Annotated in this window: 14 protein-coding genes, 1 tRNA gene and 1 other RNA gene; 2 read left to right on the top strand and 14 right to left on the bottom strand. The window is 52.2% G+C overall.

What is annotated here, in order from left to right; all coding sequences use genetic code 11:
• Window positions 1–16 precede the first annotated feature (16 nt).
• The 3 genes from cdd to HQ49_RS12235 form a co-directional block, all read right to left on the bottom strand.
• Window positions 17–493 carry a cytidine deaminase gene (cdd, locus tag HQ49_RS08140; protein ID WP_018965125.1) on the bottom strand — a complete coding sequence of 159 codons (477 nt, stop codon included), beginning with the start codon at window positions 491–493 and terminating at the stop codon, window positions 17–19.
• Between the two features lie 120 nt (window positions 494–613).
• Window positions 614–1022: a transfer-messenger RNA gene (gene ssrA, locus HQ49_RS10865) on the bottom strand.
• A gap of 102 nt (window positions 1023–1124) precedes the next feature.
• The gene (locus tag HQ49_RS12235) at window positions 1125–1217 is read right to left on the bottom strand and encodes a DUF1661 domain-containing protein (RefSeq protein ID WP_230587988.1); all 93 of its coding nucleotides are present in this window, start codon (window positions 1215–1217) and stop codon (window positions 1125–1127) included.
• On the opposite strand from HQ49_RS12235, the gene HQ49_RS12755 reads away from it, so the two are divergent.
• Window positions 1186–1263: a DUF1661 domain-containing protein gene (locus tag HQ49_RS12755; RefSeq protein ID WP_394331908.1), complete on the top strand. Its 78-nt coding sequence runs from the start codon at window positions 1186–1188 to the stop codon at window positions 1261–1263. The genes HQ49_RS12235 and HQ49_RS12755 overlap by 32 nt on opposite strands.
• Window positions 1264–1339: 76 nt before the next feature.
• Here HQ49_RS12755 and husA read toward each other — a convergent pair whose 3' ends face one another.
• The 7 genes from husA to mtaB form a co-directional block, all read right to left on the bottom strand.
• Window positions 1340–1996, bottom strand: coding sequence for a hemophore-like protein HusA (gene husA, locus HQ49_RS08135; protein WP_039419438.1), 657 nt, complete (start codon window positions 1994–1996; stop codon window positions 1340–1342).
• On the bottom strand, window positions 1993–4215 hold the full coding sequence (locus HQ49_RS08130) for a TonB-dependent receptor (protein ID WP_039419437.1): 2223 nt from the start codon (window positions 4213–4215) through the stop codon (window positions 1993–1995). Before HQ49_RS08130 ends, husA begins: the two co-directional genes overlap by 4 nt.
• Before the next feature lie 77 nt (window positions 4216–4292).
• The gene (locus HQ49_RS08125) at window positions 4293–4589 is read right to left on the bottom strand and encodes a winged helix-turn-helix domain-containing protein (RefSeq protein ID WP_026292201.1); all 297 of its coding nucleotides are present in this window, start codon (window positions 4587–4589) and stop codon (window positions 4293–4295) included.
• Complete coding sequence (locus HQ49_RS08120; protein ID WP_018965121.1) at window positions 4582–5178, bottom strand: hypothetical protein; 597 nt, start codon at window positions 5176–5178, stop codon at window positions 4582–4584. Before HQ49_RS08120 ends, HQ49_RS08125 begins: the two co-directional genes overlap by 8 nt.
• Window positions 5179–5320: 142 nt before the next feature.
• Window positions 5321–6331, bottom strand: a complete 1011-nt coding sequence (locus HQ49_RS08115) for a glycosyltransferase family 2 protein (RefSeq protein ID WP_018965120.1) — start codon at window positions 6329–6331, stop codon at window positions 5321–5323.
• Complete coding sequence (locus HQ49_RS08110; protein ID WP_046200967.1) at window positions 6328–7245, bottom strand: lysophospholipid acyltransferase family protein; 918 nt, start codon at window positions 7243–7245, stop codon at window positions 6328–6330. Before HQ49_RS08110 ends, HQ49_RS08115 begins: the two co-directional genes overlap by 4 nt.
• Window positions 7242–8576, bottom strand: a complete 1335-nt coding sequence (mtaB, locus tag HQ49_RS08105) for a tRNA (N(6)-L-threonylcarbamoyladenosine(37)-C(2))-methylthiotransferase MtaB (RefSeq protein WP_018965118.1) — start codon at window positions 8574–8576, stop codon at window positions 7242–7244. Before mtaB ends, HQ49_RS08110 begins: the two co-directional genes overlap by 4 nt.
• A gap of 159 nt (window positions 8577–8735) precedes the next feature.
• Here mtaB and HQ49_RS08100 point away from each other — a divergent pair.
• Window positions 8736–8806 (top strand) — tRNA-Cys (locus tag HQ49_RS08100).
• Between the two features lie 200 nt (window positions 8807–9006).
• Here HQ49_RS08100 and HQ49_RS08095 read toward each other — a convergent pair.
• The 4 genes from HQ49_RS08095 to HQ49_RS08080 all read right to left on the bottom strand — a co-directional run bounded on the left by HQ49_RS08095 (window position 9007) and on the right by HQ49_RS08080 (window position 15680).
• Window positions 9007–10470: a TrkH family potassium uptake protein gene (locus HQ49_RS08095; RefSeq protein WP_039419435.1), complete on the bottom strand. Its 1464-nt coding sequence runs from the start codon at window positions 10468–10470 to the stop codon at window positions 9007–9009.
• Between the two features lie 27 nt (window positions 10471–10497).
• Window positions 10498–11838 carry a Trk system potassium transporter TrkA gene (gene trkA / locus HQ49_RS08090; protein WP_039419434.1) on the bottom strand — a complete coding sequence of 447 codons (1341 nt, stop codon included), beginning with the start codon at window positions 11836–11838 and terminating at the stop codon, window positions 10498–10500.
• 54 nt (window positions 11839–11892) lie between these two features.
• Window positions 11893–13794 (bottom strand): 1-deoxy-D-xylulose-5-phosphate synthase, encoded by a 1902-nt coding sequence (dxs, locus tag HQ49_RS08085; protein ID WP_039419432.1) that lies wholly within the window; start codon window positions 13792–13794, stop codon window positions 11893–11895.
• Window positions 13795–14165: 371 nt separating this feature from the next.
• The gene (locus HQ49_RS08080) at window positions 14166–15680 is read right to left on the bottom strand and encodes a T9SS type A sorting domain-containing protein (protein WP_039419431.1); all 1515 of its coding nucleotides are present in this window, start codon (window positions 15678–15680) and stop codon (window positions 14166–14168) included.
• Between the last annotated feature and the right edge of the window lie 357 nt (window positions 15681–16037).

Here is a 16037-nt window from a genome sequence, read left to right as displayed (position 1 = left end):
AAACGGAGGACGGAGACTATCGTTCCAAGTCGCTACCGTCGAAAGAAAAGGGCAGCAACAGACGCACATCCGGCACCCTGACAGCCTCCTCTTCCCCGACCATCAGGATCGGGAAAGGACGATGGCGGCTACAAACCTCCAGCATCACCTGACGGCAAGCCCCACAGGGCGTGATCAGGGGCACACGTCCCGAAGCGGAAAAAGCCACGAGCACCATCTCCCTCACGGCTGCCTCCGGATACCTGGCTCCGGCATAGAAAAGCACCGTACGCTCGGCACATAGGCCGGACGGATAGGCCGCATTCTCCTGATTGCTGCCGGAGAGGATCTCCCCATTGTCGAGCAAAACAGCCGCCCCCACCGAAAAGCGACTATAAGGCGCATATGCCGATCGGGCTGCCTCGATGGCGGCAGCTTCCAGACGGAGCACATCGGCCGAAAATGCCGATCGGGGGACTATATCATAAGGCGTGGAAAGAGTTTTACGGAGCATAAATCTGATTTTTCGTTTCCTCAAAAATATAACAAATCCGACAGAATCGGCTACACGCCGGCAGTCACTAAAAAGCGATCGGGTACAGATAAGCGCGCAGCCTGTCTGTACCCGATAGGATGGTGGAGCTGGAGGGAATTGAACCCTCGTCCAAACATGGAATCAATATGCTTTCTACATGTTTAGTTTCACTTGGAATTTTCGTGAGCGAGCGGAGGCTGAAACGACCCAGTGCCCGATCCTTATCTCCCGTTGGATCTGACCACAGGCAGGAAGCCATCCTGTGGCGGTTCCCGATTTGTTAGCACCGCACTATCGAGCTGCTTCGGGACAAGAGCTGCTCGGGCGATGTCTCGTCGCTGCCACTTTGGCTGCGATGAAGCGTCTAATCTACTATTCTTCGATTACGCAGCGAGAGCGTAGTTATTTTCGCCAATTAAACTTTTGATGTCTGAGATTATAGTGCAAGCCACCCACGCACTACATGCTTACATACCGCTTCATCACGCTGTCAAAGCCGGTCAGCCCCATTGTGAGTCTCGGTTGTGAGTGCAAAGTTAGCATTATTTGCCGAAGCGGCGCAATCCTTTTCTGTCCGCTGCGTTTTGCATGCTCGTCCACCACGGATCGTTTACGCGCCGAAAAATTCGTGTTTGCTGTTCGTAAAAACATGGCGCGAGAACTTTTTCGTTTTGGTTCGGGAGCTGAAAAATTTACGCGCCAAAGCGAAAAAAATCTCGCGCCATTTTCTCAGAAAACACGCGCCATAATCGGAGCGTTTTCGGTTCGTGTTTCCGAAATCGCAGGTTACAGAGGGTCTCGATCAGGAGACCGATGGCTGCACACTCACTCTTGGGATTCCCCCTTGCAAAGCATCAGGAGTTGGCGTGCTTGCTGCTCTCCCCAGTGCGGAGCATAGGAGGGCGACACGGTGGCCGCTGCATAGCAAGCCACACTCTTCTCGGCAAGGGGAAGAGCCTTGTCCTTGCCCCCTCCGAACTGTGCGGGAGTGTACAGCAGGCTTTGGGCTTGCAGGAAGTAGGCACGCGGATTGGTGGGATTGGCTTCAAGTGCCGCAGCCAGCTGTCGGCTGCTCTCCACGCCATAAGTCTGCCAGCGTTCTTGCGGATTGACCAAAAGACGCGCCGAGGCAGCCATGCTGCGCAGGCAGGCTATTTCCGACAAGTCTCCTCCGAGCGATTCGGCTTTGTCGAGCATAGATTCGGCTTCCTCGCATAGCCTATCGGCCTCGGAGGGATTGCCGAAGGCCGGGAGTATCCGGCAGTAGGCGGCATAATAAGCAGCCATCCAGTCGGAGCCTTCCACGGCTGCTATCCGCGAAAAGTCCGCAGCCAGCGTGGCATATTCCGTCGGTGGCACACTGTCCAGAGTAGCCACCTTGCGACTCATTACTTCGGCATAGGCCATTCCTTGTGCGAATGTGGTGCACAGCCCTGCGAAGCCGACAACGAGGAGCAGGGCGATTCTTTTGAAAGTTTTCATCTTGACTTGATTTTTATATCGGTGTTCATGATTTCTTGCCGGCGGTCTATTCCAAAGTTGATGAACAGACCTACCATATAAAACTGTCGGTAAGGGGTAGAGATTCTCACCGATGGATATACGCCTCCGATAGGTTTGTCCCCGAAGCGATAGCCGTAGGTGGGATCCGAGTTGAACAGATTGTGCACGCTGAACACGAGTACTCCGGTAGCCTTCTTGTACTTGAACGGGTAATTGTACGAGGCACTCATGCTGAAATTGGCCGGTAGCGATGCGTTCAGATAAGCCGGGGAGGATACGTTGGGATCGTGGTAAGTCATGCCGGAACGCCAGGAGATCGACACATTGAATAGTGAGCTGATAGGAGCGCACCAATACTTCAGCACGGTGGACAAGGTGTGCTTGGCCACGAAACCCGGTCGCTCCTGATCGGGCGAAAAGAGATGCTGCCTGCGTGCATCGGTATAGGAATAGGAGAACCACTGCTCGAAGGCTCTGATCAGTCCGGATGCTTTCCAGAAGAAGTCCAGCCCCCGTGCATATCCCTTGCCGAGGTTGGAGGCCGTGCCATCGGGTGCGAACGTGGTCAGTCTGGAGTATGCTTTGTCATAGGCTTGGAGGCGTAATACTTGTGTACGTGAGGGTCGCCACTCATAAGTCAGATTGTACTGCCGGGAGTGTTCGCGCTTTTGCGGTACAATGCCATGGGTGAGGTAGTAGTCGCCGGGGGCGGCATAGCCTCCTGCATCCAAAGTGATCCGGCTCGAACCGGAGAGCTTGTAGGTGGCTGACAAACGGGGTAGGACAATGGCCGACTCGGTAAGTCCGGAATACTCGGCACGCAATCCGGCTGTAGCGGAGATCCGATTCGACAGAGGGAAGAGGGCTTCGGCATAAGCTGCAACAAGGTGTTCCCGAAGGGTGGGCAAGACTGATGATTTTTCCTCCCGAACAGAGGACTTGGCTGCGCTATATGTATAATCGGATCCGTAGGAGAGCCTCCATGTCTTGATCCGAGAATCGAAGCGAAGGCGGACATTGGCATCGCGTTCTACAGTGCGGAAAGTACTCTCCATGTCCGGCTCGATTTCGAGCTGCCGGTGCAGCCGATTGTGATCTTCGCTATAGCCGGCAGACAGGGTGGATGTCGTTTTGCCTCCCTGGAAGTCATGCCTCCAGACAACCATCCCGAATCCATAGGAGTTTCGTCCCGTGTAGAGCATATATGCCGTTGCAGGGGACGGTATTCGCAGAGCCGAAGAGGAAAGATCGTGCACGAAGAGAAAAAGCCCCTTCACCTCATCTTGCGGAGTCGGGTTCCATATCGTCCGAGCATTGTAGGCATAGGAGCGGTTGGTACCGGGCAGTTTGTACTCCGGTTTGAGCAGCAGACGGATATAGGCGGCATCGCTCGCTGAGGCGTTCTGCTCTATATAGAAACGATTCGACTTGGAAAGATGCCCGGCCCCACCGTTTACAAAAAGCGGGGATATTCCTATCGCAACGGATGAGGGGGACTTCCCTGCCAAACGGAGCTGGAGCAGTCCGCTCAGTGCGCCGCCTTCCGTGGCTCCATAGCCTCCGGTGGAGAGCGAAAGGCCACTGAACATCCCCGTCTCGAAACGAGATCGGGCAGGTGTGTCGAACCTGTTCTTGCCGAAAAAACGCTTCACCCGTACGCCTTCTATCGTCACGGCCGTTTCCCAAGAGGCTCCTCCACGAACGAAAAATCCCTCACGGTCGCCCACATCCTGCAAGCCGGGTGTCTGGCGCAAGGCCATCGAGAGGTCTCCGTTGCCACTGGGATTGGTGTACACATCCATGGGATTGAGCACCGTCTTGTTCTGCTTGCCTCCCACTCCGAAAGCGGAGACGCTGACGACGACTTCGGAGAGCTTGTAATCATCGGTCTCGCGCAGTCGGATGCGGATGTTCTCCGTCGGATCTCCCTTCCGAATGGTGAGCGTGTCGGAGTGATAATTGATGTGCGAAGCCACGAGACGTATCGGGAAAGTGCCGGTCGTCGTAAAACGAAAGCGTCCAAGGCTGTCGGTGGCCATACCGTCGAAGCTGTTGATGGGATAGACATTGGCCAAAACGATAGGTCGGCCTTTGGTGTCGGTGACAGTACCGGCTATCTGTCGTTGAGCAGTGAGAGATACAGGGATGCAAAGGGTGAGGAGAAGCCTGATCAGGCTCCTCGATATTAAGTGCTTCATTTTCTTAAATGATTGGTTCTAAGAGGGATTCACTATTGTCCGAATCCCCGATGTGGACAACTCTTTTTCTTTTTCGATTAGCGAGTAGAGTTTGTCGGCAGGTAGGACTTGAGTGCTTCGAAATGTGCGGAGAAGGCCTCACGGCCGGCATCGGTGGCTCGGCAGGTGGTACGCGGACGTTTGCCGTTGTAGCCTTTTTCTATTTCGATGTAGCCGGCAGTGCTCAGTTTGTCCAGTTGTACACTGATGTTGCCCGAAGTAGCCCCCGTCACCTCCTTGAGGTAGAGGAAGTCGGCCTCCTCCACACTCATGAGGACGGACATGATGGCCAACCTCAATTCGGACATGAGCAGCGGGTCAAGTGGTCTAAGCATCGTGCAGAATTTTTCGTTCGAGGTAGCAGAGGTAGTGTCCCGGCACGCAATGCATCAGGAAGAAGGTAAGACCGAAGATCAGCACCATCAGTTTTCCGCTCATAGGCACCACCAGAAGGGTATAACCCATGAGTATGCCGAATATGGAGCTGTATTTGAGCAGCGTTACCTTGTGGGAGAATCCGGTGATGGCCGTAGCGATTCCTACGAGAATGAGTACGAGGGGAAGAATAGCCAACGGGAAGCGATAAGCCAGTATGCTCAATGCTGTAACATTCAGCCCGATGATTATCCATGTCGTGTCTATAAATCGGTCTATCTGCGTGCGTGCATGTGCTTCCTTCTGTTTCTTCCTGCTATGAATAAAGGTCAGACACCCACCTACTATCGGGATCAGCATCCACAGATAATTGGCCCGGTAACCGATATGAGGGTAAACGAAAAGGATCAGCAGACTGGTGGCAAAGGTAACGTATCCCCATATCAGGCTGGGAATGCCTGCTCCGCGGATCAGTCGTTTGCGCGTCTGCTCGAGCATCTTCTCGATCATCTGTACGCTTTCTCGGGGTGTAAGTTGTTTCTCTTCCATTGTTTCGCTATCTGTTAGTGGTTTGTATTCCGTTTGAAAATGCCTTGCGGAGGCATTTCTTACCTCTCCTGATGCAAATATAAATTAGTTTATATTATAAACCAAATATAAATGAGAAAATTTTTGCGCAGGAGGGAGAAGATCAAGGAAGGCGAGAGAATATTTTCCGCCGGCGGATATAGAATTGGAAGACAATGGAATAGGGCTTCATCGGTGCCGGGATGGAGCCGAGGAGAAGATTCTCGGAACGGGAAGCGGAGAAGTCCGGTCGCATACGGCGGAAGTCGCGGCGTGCACGAAAAACGGCCTGCATATGGCGGAATTTGCCGGTGAGCAAGAAAACCATGGCGGAGAGGAAATCCAACAGAGCGCGGATGCGCATGGTGGGTTTGAGAGCTGTTTCCGGCAAATTCTTGTACAGCATCAGCAGATTGTTTCGGAAGTTGAGATACACTTTGCGCGGATTTTTCATGTCGAGGCTGCCTCCTCCCAAATGGAAAACAGTAGAGCCGGGTGCTACGGCTATGCGCCAGCCACGGCTATGGAGCCGCCAGCAGAGGTCTATCTCCTCCTGATGAGCAAAAAAACGAGGATCCAGCCCTCCTACCGCCATATACACCTGTCGGCGGATGAAAAGGGCTGCGCCGGAAGCCCAGAATACCTCTGTCGTATCATCATATTGGCCGGTATCAGTTTCTACTGTGTCGAAGATACGCCCGCGACAGAAGGGATAGCCCCAGCGGTCTACATAGCCGCCGGCTGCACCGGCATACTCGAACGCGTGCTTGTCTCGAAGAGCGCGGATTTTGGGCTGGACGGCGGCAACATCGTTTCGCTCTCGGAGCAATGCAAGCGGAGCATCCAGCCACCCCTCGGTCACCTCCACGTCACTATTGAGCAGTACTACGCAGTCGCATTCGGTCTGTGCGATGGCGCGGTTGTAGCCTTCGGCAAAGCCGTAGTTCTCCGGGAAAAGGATCAGTTCCACCTGTGGATACCTGCGACGGAGAAATTCCACGGAGTCGTCCGTGGAGCCATTATCAGCTACGATGAGGCGCGCCGATTGTCGTGGCGTATGTGCTATAAGAGAGGGGAGGAACTCCTCCAGCATCTTACGCCCGTTCCAATTGAGGATGATGACTGCGGTTGTCATGACTGGGGGGTATTATGCAGTCGGGGACGTTTCCAACGGCGGTGGCTCCAAAGCCATTGCGACGGATCGCAACGGATAGTGGTCTCCATCAGGCGGACATATTGCTCCGTAATACTGCCTTCGGGACTGTTATCCTGAGGATGGTGCAGGAGCTTGATGGTGCCGGTGAAAGCATCGCGCCCCGTTTTCTCCACATCCATATAGACTACGGGCAGAGAGAACTTGCGGCTAAGCTTCTCCGTCCCATTGAAGAAAGCCGTTTCTCTGTCGAAGAAAGTAGTCCAGTATGAGCCGGCATAGGCCGGACTTTGGTCGGCTATGAAGATAACCAGCGGAGTCTCTGTCGGAATAGGATTGCGGACAAGCCGGAGGAGCTCGCGCGGCACATCGTGTTTGGCTATCCCACGCGAACCGAATCGCTCCCGTATGCGATGCATGAGCAGATCGGAAGAAGTGCTTTTCAACGGGCGAAAGATCTGATAGATCTGCAAGCCCAAATCTTTGATGATGGCCTGACTGCCGGAAAAATACTCCCAGTTGCCGAAATGCCCCATCATCAGGAGAATGGCCGGGTGCCCTTCGGCTCGCAAGCGGATCAGGACATCAAGATTCTCGAATGAGATGTGGCGGCGGAGTTGTGCCTCTGAATAAGTCAGGAGTTTGAAAGAACTCAGGATTTGGTACGTGAAATTATAGTAGAATCGGCGTTCGATGCGGCGTATTTCCGGTAAAGATTTCTCGGGGAAACAGCGAGTCAGATTGTCACGCACCACTTTTCTCCGGTAGCGAACGACTGTGTGCAGTAGCCCTGCCAGGATACGGCTCTGCAACCGCACCATCCATAGCGGCAGCACTGCCTGCATATACGTCAGGCCTAACAGCAAATAATAGGAAAAGGGAGGTGTCGCTTTCATTGGAATACGGTATCGGCTGTCAGCACATATTCACCGCTTGCATCGGTTTTGCCCAATACGACCTCTTCCACCTTGCCGACAGAATCTGCAGCATAGGGAGCCGCTACGCGGACGTAGTTCTCCGTGAAGCCCTGCATCAGTCCCTCGTGGCAAACATCCTCCCACAGCACTCGCCGGTGCGTCCCCTCTTGGGAGCGATAAAACTCGGCAAGCCGGAGATCGGACAGATCCAGCAGGCTGCGGCTACGGCGTTGCTTCTCTCGAGCATCTACCTTATAAGGTATTTGCAGAGCTTGGGTGCCGGGACGCTCCGAATAGGTGAAAACGTGCAGGCGGCTGAAAGAAATCTTCTCCCGTAGGAAGCTGTAGCAGTCTTCGAAGAATTCGGGCGTCTCTCCTCTCGTACCTACAATGACGTCTATCCCGATGAAGGCATGGGGCAATGCCCTGCGGATATGCTCCACTCGCTCCCGAAAGAGAGCCGTGTCGTACCGGCGACGCATGAGCTTGAGTACATCGTCGGATCCGCTCTGAAGCGGCATATGGAAATGCGGAGCGATACGGCATGCCGAGGCACAGAACTCGATAAGCTCATCCGAAAGAAGATTCGGCTCGATAGAACCGATTCGGTATCGTTCGATGCCTTCCACTTGATCCAGAGCACGCAAGAGGTCGAGGAATGTCTCCCCCGTACTGCGCCCGAAATCTCCTATATTGACCCCCGTAAGTACGATCTCCTTTCCTCCCTCTGCAGCTACGGCCTCGGCCTGCCGAACGAGAGACTCTACCGACCCGTTTCGGCTTCGTCCGCGAGCTTTGGGTATCGTACAGTAAGAGCAGTGATAGTCGCATCCGTCCTGTACTTTGAGGAAATGGCGTGTGCGGTCGTCCGCCGAACAGCCGGGTTGGAATTTGCGAATATCCTTTGTAGGGGTCGTGAGAATAGTCTGCTCGGCAAAGCCTTGTATCGGTCTTTGGCTGAGGATATTTACGAGGTCGAGCTTTTCATCGGCTCCCAGCACGATGTCCACTCCCTCTATTCGAGCTATATCCTCCGGTTTGAGCTGGGCATAGCAGCCGGTGACGATCATCAACGCACCCGGATGCTCTTTATGTAACTTGCGAATGGCATTGCGGCATTTCTTATCGGCCAACTCCGTTACGGAGCATGTATTGACCACGCATATATCGGCCTTTTCGCCCTCTCGCACGGGTCGTACGCCCTGCTCAGCGAGAGCTTTTCCGATAGTCGAGGTCTCTGCGAAGTTCAGCTTGCAGCCGAGAGTCAGGAAAGCCGCTTTTTTGTTTTCAAAGATGAAAGCATCTGTCATACCACGCAAATTTACTACTTTTTGAGACGGTGGGACAGATATTTCGGCTTTCTCCACCCAAAAACGGATCTGTTTTGGCGCGACCAACCTGATTAAAATTCGAAAAACATTGCCAATCTCGAATAAAAACCTTTTCTTTGCAGACGCAAACCTCAGCATGGTTCGTTGGCCGAGTGGTTAGGCAACGGTCTGCAAAACCGTCTACGGCGGTTCGAGTCCGCCACGAACCTCTTCAAAAGGTCTCTTAAGCTACAGAGCTTGAGAGGCCTTTTTTCTTTTCCCTTTTCTTTATTTTGCTTTCTGGATGACGCGTGGGAAGCGTAGAACGGGACTGTACCGCTCTCGTGAAATACGAAAACGAAATGGAGGCTTATGCCATACTCCATTCTATAGCCTATAGGGGTACCCGAAGTTCTGAGAGGAAAAGGCTCTATCTGCGCCAGAAAGCAGGGTGGAGAATGGAAATAACGGTGAAAACTTCCAGACGTCCGGTGAGCATCAGGAAAGAAAGAATCCACTTGGAGAAGTCTCCGGCCTGACTGAAGTTGCCGTAGTAGTCGCCGAATCCGGGACCCACGTTACCCATGGCCGATACGGCCGAACCGACTGCAGCGACAAAGTCCATGCCATCAAGCGTGAGGAGGATGATGCTGCAGAAAATCAGCAGGAAATAGAGAAAAGCAAAGGCGAGTACCTGACTGACCAATGGTCCCGTGATGATAATCCCATTGATTCGTACGGGTACCATCAGATTGGGGTGAGTACGCTTCTTAAACTCGTTGCGCAGGTTTTTCATCAGGACGACGAGGCGACTGATTTTGATCCCTCCCGTCGTCGATCCGGCACAGCCGCAGACAATCATCATCACGATAGCTATACTCCAGAAGAAAGGTCCCCACGAGAAATAATCGGCCGTAGTATAACCGGTGGTACTGATGATAGAATAGGTTTGAAAGAGAGCATGTCGGAAGTTTTCCTCCATGCTCGGATATTCCCCCCTATACAAAAGCCATAGTGTCGTGATCAAAACGGCACAAAGGGTCAGGACGACAAAAGTGCGCATTTCCTCATCACGAATCAGTTTCCTGGGTTTCCCTACCAGCAGAAAGTACTGAAGCGTGATGCTTAGGCTGCCGTAGAACATGAAAAACGAGGTGACATACTCTATGTATGAGGATTGAAACTCCGCGATACTGCTGTTGCGCGTGGAGTAGCCTCCCGTGGAAATGCATGTAAAAGCGTGGCAAATGGCATCGAACAGCCCCATCGGTCCCAACCAGAGGAGGAGAATCAGCACGGTAGTACTCAGTATATAGACACCACAAAGCCGACGTGCCACCTGACGGATGCGTGGCAGAAAACGATCGTGGATGATGCCCGTAGTTTCCGCATTGTATATCTGCGAAACGGCACTTCCGGCACCGAGCATTGGGAGCAGCCCTACCGTAAAGACTACGATACCGATACCGCCCTGCCACTGCATAATGCTACGCCAAAAAAGAATGCCTCGGGGCAAAGACTCTACCTCGGGGAATATCGTGGCTCCTGTGGTCGTGAAGCCGGACATGGTCTCGAAGAAAGCATCCGTCACGGAGGGAGTATATCCACCGAAAACAAAAGGAAGCATGCCGACAAGCGATAGGATCAGCCACGTCAGCGTGACAGTAAGCATCCCTTCGCGCCGACTTGCGTTGTTCATACGAGCACGGCACCCCAGCAGGTAAAAACAGGAACCTACCGCAGCCATCACTCCTATGGTGTAAACAAAAGGCAGCAGATCGCTCCCCTTGTAGTAGACGGATATGCCCAGACAAATCAACAGAAAGAGAATCTCGGACAGGCATAGAGTGCCTACCACCTTGAAGACGAATTTGAAATTGATGTGCTGCAACATACTGCCCAGACTTGGCAATGAGGAAGATTAGCCGAAGAAATCTCTCAGAATATTCAACGGTGTATTCAAGCAGAATACGACGACATGGTCATATGGTTCGATCACTGTATCGCCATGGATCATTTGTGGAACACCATTGCGCACCATGCCGCCGAACGTTATTCCCTCCGGAATGTTCAGGTCTTTCACAGGTCGTTTGGTAACGGGTGCTCCGCGGTGCGCTACGAGTTCGGCTACGTCAGCATTGGCGAGTGTCAGGCACTTCACCGTACTCGTGTCTTCGCCAAGGAATATGCGGAAAATGGAGCCGGCAGCCAAAAGTTTTTTGTTGATAAGCGTACCGATGTCAAGACGGTCAGCTAACGAAATGTAGTCTATATTCTCCTCCTTGGCAATGGTCTTGAATACGCCGAAACGCTTGGCCCCCAAGCAGGCGAGGACATTCGTCTCAGAATTTTCCGTCAGAGCAATGAAAACATCGGCCTGATCCAAACCGGCTTCCAAAAGGATGTCCGAGTCTCGACCATCACCGTTGTAGACCTGCACGTTGGTGGGAGCAATGGCACTGATACGCATGCTCTTTTCCTTGTCTTTCTCGATGATCGCCACTTGTATGTTCCGCGGGATCATCTCTATGGATCGGATGGCTATGCGGCTACCACCCATGATCACCACTTTGTGGACGGGCGGATTGTCTTTGCCGGCCAGCTTGCGAATTTCATCCAATTGGTTTTGCGCCGTTGCAAAGAATACGATGTCACCGTGCAATATCTGCGTGTTTCCTTTCGGAATAATGGTATCGAGGTCACGCTTGATGGCGACAATATGGAAGATTTTGCCTTCTTTTCGAGTCAGTTCACGAAGATATTTCCCTACGATATATGCACCTTCACGAACCTTCACCCCCACAAGCACCAAGGCTCCATCGAACAGCTCCACGTATTGGCGTGCCCATGGATTTTTGATGGTCGATACGATCTCCCTTGCAGCCAAGAGCTCGGGATAAACCATCGTATGGACTCCCATATCACGGAAGTACTGTACCATATCGGGTTTCAGGAATTCGTTGTTGTTGATGCGCGCCAATGTTTTCGAAGCACCCAAGCGTGAAGCGAGGGCACAAGCCAAGATGTTGTCCGCCTCTTCCGGCATTACGCTGATGAATAGATCGGTATACTTCACATTGGCCTGAATCAAATCCGAAGGAGAAAGCGGATTGCCCACAAGAGGCAGCAGTTCCGTGCGCATAGCAGCCACTTCCAAACGTTTGGGATTGGGATCGATCAGGATGATGTTCTGGTCCTCCTGCGAAAGCATCTTTGCCAAATGTGTACCCACCTCGCCGGCACCGGCTATGACAATGTTCATCTTGCTACATTAAGATTAGTGAGATCCATATGAAGTCTCCTCCTCGCCCTCCCTCTACGAATGTAACAGAAGCTCTTCAGTCAGGCGCAACAAAGAATCTGCATCCATGCCGCAGTCAGCATATTGTTCGGGCACAGATCCTTGCTCGATAAAGCGATCGGGTACTCCCACCCGTCTGATACGGGGGCTGTAGTCATGATCGGCCATAAACTCCATGACGGCTGTCCCGAATCCACCTTGAATGCAACCGTCTTCAATAGTAACGATCGTATCGAACTTCTTCCCGATGCTGTGCAGCATATCTTCGTCAAGCGGCTTGAGGAATACCATATCGTAATGAGCAGCGGATACGCCTTTCTCGGCCAAATGCCTCACTACCTTCTGCACCATATTGCCTATCGGGCCTATGGAGAGGAAGGCAACAGCTTCACCCTCCGTCAGGCAGCGTCCTAGCCCTATTTCGACCAATCGCGGAGTGTTGTGCCAGTCCGTCAGGACGCCTTTGCCACGGGGATAACGGATCACCATGGGCCCGTTATAGCCCTTGTATGCAGTCAGCATCAGATTGCGCAGTTCGTGTTCGTTCAACGGAGAAGCCACTACTATGTCCGGCACGCATCTGAGGAAAGCCATATCGAACACCCCGTGGTGTGTGGCACCGTCCTCGCCTACCAGACCGGCACGGTCGAGACAAAGCACTACATGCGCACCGGACAGGGCTATGTCATGAATCACCTGATCGTATCCTCTTTGGAGGAAAGAAGAGTATATATTGCAAAACGGGATCAGACCCTCCTTAGCCAAACCGGCCGAGAACGTGACTGCATGCCCTTCGGCGATTCCCACGTCGTACGCTCGCTTCGGGTATTTCTTCATCAGGAAAGTCATGGAGCAACCTGTCGGCATGGCCGGAGTGACCCCCACGATGCGCTCGTCCCGGTCCGCCAGCTCTACGAGCGTATGGCCGAATACATCCTGAAACTTCGGTGGCTCGGGGTTGCTCTCTACTTTCTTGCGTTCTCCCGATTTGATGTCGAATTCGCCCGGTGCATGCCAGATCGTAGCTTGTTTCTCGGCCGGAGAGTAGCCCTTACCTTTGATCGTTCGCAGGTGCAGGATCTTAGGCCCGGCCATATCCTTGATCTGATTGAGTACTTCCACCAAACGGAGTACATTATTGCCATCGACGGGGCCGAAATACCGGATGCTGAATCCTTCGAACAAATTGCTCTCGCGTGCCAGCAGTGCCTTGAAGCTGTTGTTGAAGCGCAGGAGGTTTTTTCTGTTCGTCTCGCTGATCAGATTGATTTTTCGCAAGCCCTTATAAAGGTCGTAGCGAATCGTATTGTACGTCTTGCTGGTGAGAATGTCCACCATATAGCGGTTCAGCCCTCCGACATTCCTGTCGATGGACATATTATTGTCATTGAGGATGATCAGCAGATTGTTCGGAAAAGAGGAAGCATTATTCAACCCTTCAAAAGCCATTCCTCCTGTCATGGAGCCGTCTCCTATGACGGCTATCACCTTCCGCTTCTCTTCCTTGACAGCCGAAGCCACCGCCATCCCGAGTGCTGCAGAGATAGAGTTGGAGGCATGTCCTGCAGGGAAAGTATCGTATTCGCTTTCTTTTGGAGAAGGGAAACCGCTGACGCCTCCCCATTGGCGCAATTGTCGGAAGGCTTCGCGCCGGCCTGTCAGGATCTTATGGCTATAGGCCTGATGCCCCACGTCCCATACGATCCGGTCGTAGGGCGTATCGAATACATAGTGCAAAGCCACCGTAAAATCCACCGCGCCCAAGCTGGATCCAAGATGACCGGGGGTCACCGACAGCACCTCCAAGATGTAGCGGCGCAGTTCACGGCACACTTGTGGCAGCTGTTCAGGTTTTAGTGCGCGAAGATCAGCCGGGGAATTTATATGATCGATTAGAGTCGTTGGACGGACTTCCATCTTGATACTTTTTCGTTTCTACAAAGGTAATCATATCGGATTATTATCAAGACCTCCTATACACCACGATCAGGGCAATCGCATTTGAACCACTAATGTACATCTAAACCTCATGATTGCTACGTTCAATTATCAAAACAACCATGATTTCATATGTCAGAGATTCAAATTCTATAGGGAAGAGACTAAAAATTTTCAAATGCGATAGCCCTGACACCACGATCGGAGCGTTTTTCAGTTCATAAGACCGAGGCGAGAGATCATAGGCTATTCCGCCTGCTCCATGAAGAAAAAAAAGAATCCTGCACGAATGACTTGAGACAAACAAATCGTTCGTACAGGATACGATTGGATCATATCGGCTTTGACCGTTAGGGAGCGAGTACCTTGGCGATGCTTTCGCCTGCTCGTACGATATATATACCGGGTGAAACCGCAATATCATGATCGGCAAAAGCAGCCTCATTATAAATCCGACGCCCTTGCATATCGTACACCTGAAGAGATGTGCCCACAGGAGCACCTGCTATGAATATCCGACCGGCAGCAGCCCAAATACGGATGTCATGGAACATGGGAGCAGCCAGAGAGGTTACTACCGGTTTGTTGTCTTTGAGATACGGCCAACCGTTGTTCACGTCGTTTGCCTGAAGCCAGGGAGCAGGATTTTGATCTGCATTGAGCTTGGCAGCCATATCGGCCGTCTTCATTGCCACTTCCGGCATACCTGCGATGGCAGGGATTTCGACGCCGTTCCCTATGCCGACCATACCCGGGTTTTGTTCGTTGTTGTAGAAGCAACCGTCGTATTTGCAGTTCATGGATTCGTCTGCTGTCATACCGACAAAAGCACCCGGATTTTTCCCACCTGTTACTTTGGCTGACACGTAGCAGTGCTTGGCAATGAAGTTGGCTGATACCTGACCGGCAAACCCTCCGAGAACGGCTTGATCACCACTGTCGAGCGATGCGACTTCCACATTGAGAGCATAGCAGTTGGAGAAAGTAGACTCGGTTCCGGGGAAGAAAGCAAAGTTTACGCCGACAAATCCACCGATCAACCCGACGTCTGCGATCACCTTGCTATCGGCCACGAAGCAATTAGTCACCTCGCAGAGGTTATAAGCCTGTGAAATGAAAGCCCCACTTTGTCCCTGGCTATAGACTTCCACACGAGTAGCAGAGCTGTTTTCAATCCTCGACTCATCCAAAAGGCCTCCGACCAAAGAGCCGGCACCACTACCACCGAAGCTCGTTTCGAATCGGGCGGAAACCACTCGACAGTCGTAGGCATGGCAGTTGCTCACGAGCCCTTTGTTGTAGATGTTGCAAACAAGAGCTCCGGCAGGAGCAGAGCCTACGACCGTAGCATTGCGAATGATCGTATTGCGGATAACAGCCTGATTCGTTTGTCCGAAGAATCCGATAAAACCCAAGGCCGGATCACTGATCATCACACCCGATATTGTATGATTAGCTCCATCGAAAATGCCGGAAAAGGGATTGTCATTATTCTTACCAATCACCTCGTCGAAGCGATGGGCCGAAAAGTCCACGTCATTACCCAGTTTGATGGTCACGCCTTTCATGGATTTGCCGCTATTGACGAGTTTGGCCAAACCGGCAAATTGCTGTGGCGTCGTGAGGGTAAATTCCGTACCCTCTGCTGTGTACCAACTGATATCGGCATGACTGCTCCATGTCGTTTGGGGCATGGCAGCACTCCATTCGTCGGCTATATCCTGAGATTCGCGGACAGATGTGCGGTCGGAAGCGTGAATGGACTGAATCGGAGCTGTACCGGCTTGCCCCACTGCAGGAGCCGAGACGGTGGCAGCACACAGAGACAGTACGGCCATACGACCCAGTAATTTACTTCTTTTCATACTTGTATTGGTTATAATTATTTGGTGATTTGAATAAGATATTTCGGTCGATCCTCGGTATTCAAGGACTAAAGAAAGCATTTGGGAGGAAAGGAAAACACCCTTACCGATGATTTTTCGCCCGCTAAAGTAAGGAAAACTGACTTATTATTCAAAAGGACTCCTAAAAGGCAGATATATCCGGAGTTTGATATTAAAAGTTGATCTTCTGTCTTCTCCCTTCCTTCTTGCTTCATACTTCCTTGGCAAAAATAGGAATCAAAAAAGGAGAGAGTCTCTGTATGTTAGAGACTCTCTCCTTGACTCGGGGAAATAATACCCCTCTTCTTCTTAAAAAACGGCGGCGTCCTACTCTCC

The organism is Porphyromonas gulae (assembly GCF_000765945.1).
Classification (GTDB): domain Bacteria; phylum Bacteroidota; class Bacteroidia; order Bacteroidales; family Porphyromonadaceae; genus Porphyromonas; species Porphyromonas gulae.
The sequence above is the reverse complement of the archived record's forward strand: the minus strand, read 5'-3'. Positions and strand labels throughout refer to the sequence as shown.